Origin of the sequence: Mycolicibacter senuensis (assembly GCF_003284925.1) — a bacterium.
Lineage (GTDB): Bacteria > Actinomycetota > Actinomycetes > Mycobacteriales > Mycobacteriaceae > Mycobacterium > Mycobacterium algericum_A.
This window is the reverse complement of record NZ_QMEX01000157.1, coordinates 1-7,264: the sequence shown is the minus strand read 5'-3', so window position 1 is coordinate 7,264 and position 7,264 is coordinate 1. Positions and strand designations below refer to the sequence as shown.

9 protein-coding genes and 1 pseudogene are annotated in these 7,264 nt (G+C 68.3%); 6 read left to right on the top strand and 4 right to left on the bottom strand.

Features of this window, described 5'->3' with window-relative positions; all coding sequences use genetic code 11:
• Positions 1-277: pseudogene (locus DQP56_RS21020) on the top strand (DNA-3-methyladenine glycosylase 2 family protein); the annotation flags it as partial.
• On the opposite strand, the gene DQP56_RS21015 reads toward DQP56_RS21020, so the two are convergent.
• Positions 264-857, bottom strand: coding sequence for a TetR/AcrR family transcriptional regulator (locus tag DQP56_RS21015; RefSeq protein ID WP_112688752.1), 594 nt, complete (start codon positions 855-857; stop codon positions 264-266). The pseudogene DQP56_RS21020 and the gene DQP56_RS21015 sit on opposite strands and share 14 nt — an antisense overlap.
• A 115-nt stretch (positions 858-972) precedes the next feature.
• Between DQP56_RS21015 and DQP56_RS21010 the strand changes: the two genes are divergently transcribed.
• The 4 genes from DQP56_RS21010 (at position 973) to DQP56_RS20995 (ending at position 4,973) form a co-directional block, all read left to right on the top strand.
• Entirely contained in the window at positions 973-1,635 is a 663-nt protein-coding gene (locus DQP56_RS21010; RefSeq protein ID WP_112688750.1) for a TetR/AcrR family transcriptional regulator, read from the top strand.
• A 62-nt stretch (positions 1,636-1,697) separates the two neighbouring features.
• On the top strand, positions 1,698-2,633 hold the full coding sequence (locus tag DQP56_RS21005) for a class I SAM-dependent methyltransferase (protein WP_112688748.1): 936 nt from the start codon (positions 1,698-1,700) through the stop codon (positions 2,631-2,633).
• A 70-nt stretch (positions 2,634-2,703) separates the two neighbouring features.
• Complete coding sequence (locus tag DQP56_RS21000; RefSeq protein ID WP_112688746.1) at positions 2,704-4,080, top strand: aldehyde dehydrogenase family protein; 1,377 nt, start codon at positions 2,704-2,706, stop codon at positions 4,078-4,080.
• Positions 4,081-4,109: 29 nt separating this feature from the next.
• Complete coding sequence (locus DQP56_RS20995; protein ID WP_112688744.1) at positions 4,110-4,973, top strand: SDR family NAD(P)-dependent oxidoreductase; 864 nt, start codon at positions 4,110-4,112, stop codon at positions 4,971-4,973.
• 35 nt (positions 4,974-5,008) lie between these two features.
• Here the strand turns inward: DQP56_RS20995 and DQP56_RS20990 are convergent, their stop codons facing one another.
• Positions 5,009-5,824 (bottom strand): tyrosine-protein phosphatase, encoded by an 816-nt coding sequence (locus DQP56_RS20990; RefSeq protein ID WP_165825097.1) that lies wholly within the window; start codon positions 5,822-5,824, stop codon positions 5,009-5,011.
• 124 nt (positions 5,825-5,948) lie between these two features.
• Positions 5,949-6,092 carry a hypothetical protein gene (locus tag DQP56_RS20985; protein WP_013827042.1) on the bottom strand — a complete coding sequence of 48 codons (144 nt, stop codon included), beginning with the start codon at positions 6,090-6,092 and terminating at the stop codon, positions 5,949-5,951.
• Between the two features lie 128 nt (positions 6,093-6,220).
• Between DQP56_RS20985 and DQP56_RS20980 the strand changes: the two genes are divergently transcribed.
• Positions 6,221-6,859, top strand: a complete 639-nt coding sequence (locus tag DQP56_RS20980) for a TetR/AcrR family transcriptional regulator (RefSeq protein ID WP_112688740.1) — start codon at positions 6,221-6,223, stop codon at positions 6,857-6,859.
• 10 nt (positions 6,860-6,869) lie between these two features.
• Here the strand turns inward: DQP56_RS20980 and DQP56_RS20975 are convergent.
• Positions 6,870-7,264: HNH endonuclease signature motif containing protein (locus DQP56_RS20975; protein WP_133258990.1), on the bottom strand; the 395-nt coding region annotated here is incomplete at its 5' end.

Here is a 7,264-nt window from a genome sequence, read left to right as displayed (position 1 = left end):
GATGTCGCTGCCCGGTGTCGGAGCGTGGACCGCGGCCGAGACCGCCCAGCGTGCCTTCGGCGACGCCGACGCGCTGTCGGTGGGCGACTACCACGTCGCGAAGATGATCGGCTGGACACTTTTGGGCCATCCGATCGACGACGGCGCCATGGTCGAACTACTGGCGCCGATGCGACCGCACCGCCACCGGGTGGTGCGATTGTTGATCGAGAGTGGGCTGGCCGTCGAACCGCGGCGCGGGCCGCGGCTGCCGGTGCAGCGAATCAGCTCGCTGTGAAGGGCTGTCCGGGGGTTTCGGTGCCTGCGGCGCTCGCGAATCGTCCCGAGTCCAGTGCGTCGAGCAGCTGGGCGGCTATCCAGGCGATCGCGGCACTGTCGCGGGGCAGTAGCGCCTGCTCGTAACCGATCAGCATGTACATCCCCCAGCTGGCGAACAGCTGCGCCTGACGCTCATCGTGCAGGACCTCCAGCGCCGACTCGTAGAGGATGTCGAAGCGCTGCCGGTCCACCTGGGCCTGCACGGCGTGCACCTGCGGATCCGCCGAACTCCAGGAGCGGATTGCGGCCTCCGCGCCGTGCGGCAGCTCCAGGCCGATCTGGATCAGGGTGTCGAGACGCTCGCGTGGATCCGGCAGGGCCCGTACGAACTCCACGTGCTGCACGGTGCGGAAGTCCAGCCAATGCTGCACCAGGTCGCGGGTGTAGGCCGGCCAGCTGGTGAAGTAGTGGTAGAACGACCCCGTCGTCACCCCGAGCCGGTGGCAGACTTCGGCCAGCTTGAGGCCGCCGTATCCCAGTTCCGACAGCACTTCGAGACCCGTCTCGAAGTACGCCTGTCGGGAGAGCACCGCGCCCATAAGTCGACTTTAGTTCCCCGGAGCCGCTGGCGGGACGCATCGGGGGATGCAGAAGTGAATGATCGTAATGCGGAATTTACCGACGGGTCACGGCGGCGGTGTCAGTATCTATCTCATGCAGGAAGTTGCGTTCCACCGGCTCGGCCGTCCCCGCGGCGCACGGTCCGGCGTGACCCGGGAACGCATCGTGGTCGCTGCCAGCGGGGTGTTCGGCGAGTTCGGCTACCACGCGACGACGTTTCAGGCCATCGCCGCCCGCGCGCATCTGACGCGGCCGGCGATCAACCACTACTTCTCGAACAAGCAACTGCTCTACCAGGCGGTGCTCGACCGCAACGAATCGATTCTCGACAACGCCGTCGAACGGGCGCGCGCCGAGAACGGTCTGATCGCACGGCTGTCGTCGGTCATCTACGCGTTCGCCCAGCTCGGGGAGGCGGACCGCACGGCCGCGGCGTTCGCGGTCACCGCAGTGCTGGACGCTCAGCGGGACCCGGAACTGCGGGCGCTGGTCGGTGACCTGCAGGGTCCGACCCGGCAGTTCCTCACCGACGCGCTCACCGATGCCATCGACCGGGGGGAGCTGGTCACCGCGACCTCGGTCGGCGACCTGACCGAGACGTTGCTGGCCGTGCTGTGGGGGATCGGGTTCTACATCGCCGCGCTCGGCGACCACGACGAGTCGGCCGCGGTGATCGCCAGCGTGCAGGCGATGCTGGCGAACCGGCTCTGGCAGCTGCGTCAGCCGGCCGCGCCGGCCGCCGAAAGCAGTGAATAGCTCGCCTAACTTCTTTCGGTAGCATGGCTTGCGACACCGATGGCAAGCGAGCGAGGTAACCGATGAGCACACTGCGCACCCATGACGACAGCTGGGACATCGCCACCAGCGTCGGCTCGACGGCGGTGATGGTGGCCGCTGCCCGCGCGGTCGAGACCGACAGTTCCGATCCGCTGATCTCCGATCCCTACGCCAAACTTCTGGTCGCCAACGCCGGCACCGGGGTGTGGGAGACGCTGCTCAACGAGTCACTGATCGACAAGCTGGAGTCCGTCGACCCCGAGATCGCCGCGGTGTATCACCACATGCGCAGCTACCAGGCGGTCCGGACCCACTTCTTCGACGCCTACTTCGCCGAGGCGGTCGAGTCGGGGATCCGCCAGGTGGTGATCCTGGCCTCCGGGCTGGACTCCCGCGCCTACCGACTGGACTGGCCGGCCGGGACCGCGGTCTACGAGATCGATCAACCGAAGGTGCTGGGCTACAAGGAGACCACACTGGCGGCCCACGACGTGAGGGCGCCGGTGCAGCACCGCGCGGTCGCCGTCGATCTGCGGCAGGACTGGCCGGCCGCATTGACCGACGCCGGCTTCGACCCGGCGGCCCCGACGGCGTGGCTGGCCGAAGGCCTGTTGATGTATCTGCCCGCCGACGCCCAGGACCGGCTGTTCGAGCAGATCACGGCGCTCAGCGCCCCCGGGAGCCGGATCGCGGTCGAGACCGCGGCCAGCCACGCCGATCAGCGGCGCCAGGAGATGTCGGAACGCTTCAAGAAAGTCGCCGAGCAGATCGGCCTGGAGCAGACGGTGGACATCCAGGACCTGATCTACCACGACGAGGACCGCGCGGCGGTGCCGGACTGGCTCAACGGGCATGGCTGGCGGGCTACCGCGCAGCACTCCACCGACGAGATGCGCCGGCTGGGACGCTGGGTGGACGTGCCGATGGGCGACGACACCGACGCGTTTTCGGAATTCGTCACCGCGGTGCGCGGCTGACCGGTTCAGCGGCGGCCCTTCTTGCGCCGATCGTGCGGCATCACCGGCCGCGCAGCGGTAGGAAGGGATCATGACCACCACTACCGATGTCGGCGATGTCGTCGCCGCGCTGCGCGGCACCTTCGCGACCGGGCGGACGCGCGATGTGCGCTGGCGGCGCACCCAGCTGCGCCGTCTCGAGCAGATGATGAACGAGAACGAGGCACAGATCGCCGAGGCGCTCGCGGCCGACCTCGACCGCAAGCCGTTCGAGGCGTGGCTGGCCGATATCGCCGGCACCGCCGCCGAGGCCCGGTATGCGGCCAAGCACGTCAAGAAGTGGATGCGGCGCAGGCACCGGCTGCTCGAGCTGGCCCAGCTGCCCGGCCGCGGCTGGGTGGAGTGCGAGCCCTACGGCACGGTGCTAATCATCGGCGCCTGGAACTTCCCGTTCTATCTGACACTGGGACCGCTGGTGGGCGCGATCGCGGCGGGAAACACCGTGGTGCTCAAGCCATCCGAGATAGCCCCCGCATCGTCGCGGCTGATGGCCGAGTTGGTGCCGCGCTACCTGGACACCGACGCGATCGTGGTGGTCGAGGGCGACGGCGCGGTCAGTCAGGCGTTGATCGCCCAGGGCTTCGACCGGGTGATGTTCACCGGCGGTACCGAGATCGGCCGCAAGATCATGGCCGGTGCGGCCGAACATCTGACACCGGTAACGCTGGAACTGGGCGGCAAGAGCCCGTGCATCGTGGCCGCCGACGCCGACATCGACGTCGCGGCCAAGCGGATCGCCTGGACGAAACTGCTGAACTCCGGCCAGACCTGCGTCGCCCCGGACTATGTGTTGGCCGACACCGCGATCCGCGACGAGCTGGTTGCCAGGATCGGCGCGGCCATCACCGACTTCCGTGCGCAAGAGACGCACGGCATGCGTATCGTCAACGAACGCCAATTCAACCGCCTCACAAAGTATTTGGCCGACACTCGCGGCAGCGTGGCGCTCGGTGGCGGCTCGGATCCCGCGACCCTGCGGATCGAACCGACCGTGGTCGTCGACCCCGATCCCGCCGAGCCGTTGATGACCAACGAGATCTTCGGGCCCATCCTGCCGGTGATCTCGGTCGATTCGGTCGACGACGCGATCGACTTCGTCAATGCCCGGCCCAAGCCGCTGGCGGCCTACCTGTTCACCAAGACCCGCGCGGTGCGCGAGAAGGTGATCAGCCGGGTGCCCGCGGGCGGCATGCTGGTCAACCACCTGGTGTTCCAGGTGTCCACCGCCAAGCTGCCCTTCGGCGGCGTCGGCCCGTCCGGGATGGGGGCCTACCACGGCCGGTGGGGCTTCGAGGAGTTCAGCCACCGCAAGACGGTGCTGACCAAGCCGACCCGACCCGATGTCAGCGCGATGATCTACCCGCCGTATACAGAGAAGGCCTGGAAGTTGGCGCGTCGGCTGTTCTAGCGTGACGATCGAATCGAGGAAGGAAGCTCATGCCCGGAGTGCAGGATCGTGTTGTCGTGGTCACCGGAGCCGGTGGCGGACTTGGCCGTGAATACGCCCTGACCCTGGCCCGCGAGGGTGCCGCAGTGGTGGTCAACGATCTCGGCGGTGCTCGCGACGGCACCGGAGCCGGCCACAACATGGCCGATCAGGTGGTCGCCGAGATCAAAGAGGCCGGTGGGCGGGCCGCCGCCAACTACGACAGCGTCGCCGACCCCGATGGCGCGGCCAACATCATCAAGACCGCGATCGACGAGTTCGGCAAGGTCGACGGCGTGGTCAGCAATGCCGGCATCCTGCGGGACGGCACCTTCCACAAGATGACCTTCGACAACTGGGATGCCGTGCTGCAGGTGCACCTCTACGGCGGGTACAACGTGGTGCGCGCCGCCTGGACGCACTTCCGCGAGCAGGGCTACGGCCGGGTGGTGGTGGCCACCTCCACCAGCGGACTGTTCGGCAACTTCGGGCAGGCCAACTACGGGGCCGCCAAGCTCGGCCTGGTCGGCATGATCAACACGCTGGCCATCGAGGGCGCCAAGTACAACATCAAGGCCAACGCGATCGCCCCGATCGCCGCCACCCGCATGACCGAGGACATCCTGCCGCCGGAGGTGCTGGCCAAGCTCAAGCCCGAGTACGTCGCACCGGTGGTCGCCTACCTGTGCACCGAAGAGCTCGCCGAGACGGGCTCGGTGTTCATCGCCGGCGGCGGCAAGGTGCAGCGGGCGGCGCTGTTCGAGAACGCCGGCGCCAACTTCGAGAATCCGCCGTCGGTCGATGACGTCGCGGCGCAGTGGTCCACAATCGCCGACATGTCGGCGGCCAAGGCGGCCAGCTTCTCGCTGCAGTAGCGCGGTCGGCCCGGGGGCGTCGCGGCCGCACGGTGTCAGTCGACCAGTGCGGCGCGCAGCCCGTCCCGGTCGGCGTCGGTGACCCCGGAGGCGTGCAGGAACGCGTCCAGCGAGCCGAAGTTCTGCTCGATCGAGCGGTGGGCGGCCTCCAGGTAGTCCGCGCGCACGCCGAGCACCTCGTCGGAGAGCCGGGCCTCGCTGAAGGTCAGCACCTCGGGGGTGATCTCGTCCTCGGGCCGGGACCGGATCATGTCCATGATCCGGTCCCGCAATACCGGCACCGCGGTGTTGCTGCGCAGGTAGTCCGCCATCACCGCATCCCGGTCGACGCCGGCCGCCTGCAGCACCACCGCAACGACGAACCCGGTGCGGTCCTTGCCGGCGAAGCAGTGCGCCAGCACCGGGCGGCCCGCCGCCAGCAGCGACACCACCCGCTGCACCGCCCGGCGGGAGCCGCCCAGGGTCGGGAAGCGTTGATACTCCTCGAGCATGTAGCGGGCCGCGACGTCGGCGGCGGTGTCCGCATCGGGCTTCTCGGCCATCATCTTGCGGAACGCGTCCTCGTGCGGCGAGGAGCTCTCGGGTGCCTGGTCGGCGGCCAGATCCGGGAAGGGCAGCAGATGGATGTCGACACCGTCGGGCACCAGGCCCGGCCCGCGCCGCGTCACCTCCCGCGGGGACCGCAGGTCGGCGACGTCGGCCACCCCGATACGCAGCAGCTGTTCGCGGCCCCGGTCATCGAGGCGACTCAGTTCACTGGACCGGAACAGCCGGCCCGGGCGCAGCGCGCCGGTCGTCTCTGATACGTCGCGAAAATTCCACGCCCCGGGCAGATCCGGCTGGGAGGTCACCTCGCCACGATAGGACACCGCGTGGACGGCTCCGTTGCGGTAGTCCCCGGTAAGCGGGTGGGCTCCCGGCAAAAAGCCCCCGATCCGGTGATGGATCGGGGGCCGTGACGCCTGCTCGCCGGGATTAGATCGGCGGGTAGTTCTGCGGCGGGTAGCCGCCGCCGCCGTCGACGCCGCGCAGGCCCCAGGTCAGGTACTTGAAGAAGAACTCGGCCTCGTCGCTCATGTCGTAATCCGGATTCGGATCGTAACCGTAACCAGGACCCATGTCATCAACCCCTCAGCTTGGATTCCCCAAGTTTAGTCGGCCCGTCAACAGTGCGGTGCCGGACTGCATAGAATCCTTCCAACCAGTTGATTGACCGGGTGATGCCGGCGGCCGAATAGTGAGTGCACATGCCCAACGACAAGGGGAGCTCCGCCCAGGGGCCCTCCCGCCGCGAGGAGCTGCTCGCGGTCGCCACCAAGTTGTTCGCCGCCCGCGGCTACCACGGCACCCGCATGGACGACGTCGCCGATGTGGTCGGCCTGAACAAGGCGACCGTCTACCACTATTACGCAAGCAAGTCGCTGATCCTCTACGACATCTACCAGCAGGCCGCCGAACGGACGCTGGCCGCCGTGCACGATGACCCGACCTGGACCGCGCGCGAGGCGCTGTACCAGTACACGGTGCGGCTGCTCGACCAGATCGCCGTCAACCCGGAGGGGGCGGCGGTCTACTTCCAGGAGCAGCCCTACATCACCGAGTGGTTCACAGAGGAACAGGTCGCCGAGGTCCGGGAGAAGGAGGCCCAGGTCTACGAGCACGTGCACGGCCTGATCGACCGGGGTATCGCCAGCGGCGAGTTCTACGAGTGCGATTCGCACGTGCTGGCGCTCGGCTACATCGGCATGACGCTGGGGGCCTATCGCTGGTTGCGGCCCAGCGGTCGGCGCAGCGCCAAGGAGATCGCCGCCGAGTTCAGCACCGCCCTGCTGCGCGGTCTGATCCGCGACGAGACGGTCCGCGTCGAGTCACCGCTGGGCGTGTAGCAGGCCCCCGCTACGGGGGAGGCCTCTCGAGTTGGGCCAGATTGAGGGCGCGTTCGGTGTTGATGCATCGGAGGCGGTCTTGGGCGCGGGTGGTTCTTCTGGTGGGCATCATGAGGTCGCGCTGGTGGCCGACCGGTGGTGTGGTGGCCGGTGGTGTGGCGGTGGGCAGGCTGAGGCCGGGGAACAGCAGGCGGCTGGCCGGCCGGGTGGTGTAGGTGTGGCCTGTGGGGGAGGTCCAGTCGATGCTGCCGTCGGGGTGCTGACGGTCGCTCCAGCCGCCGGGCCCAATCCAGAAAGTCTTGAGCAAGTGGTGCTTTCGGCATAGACAGCGCAGGTTGCCCGGGTGGGTCGGACCCCAGGGGTGGGGGACGGCGTGGATGCTCCTATGCAGCGTCAAGGGCCCCG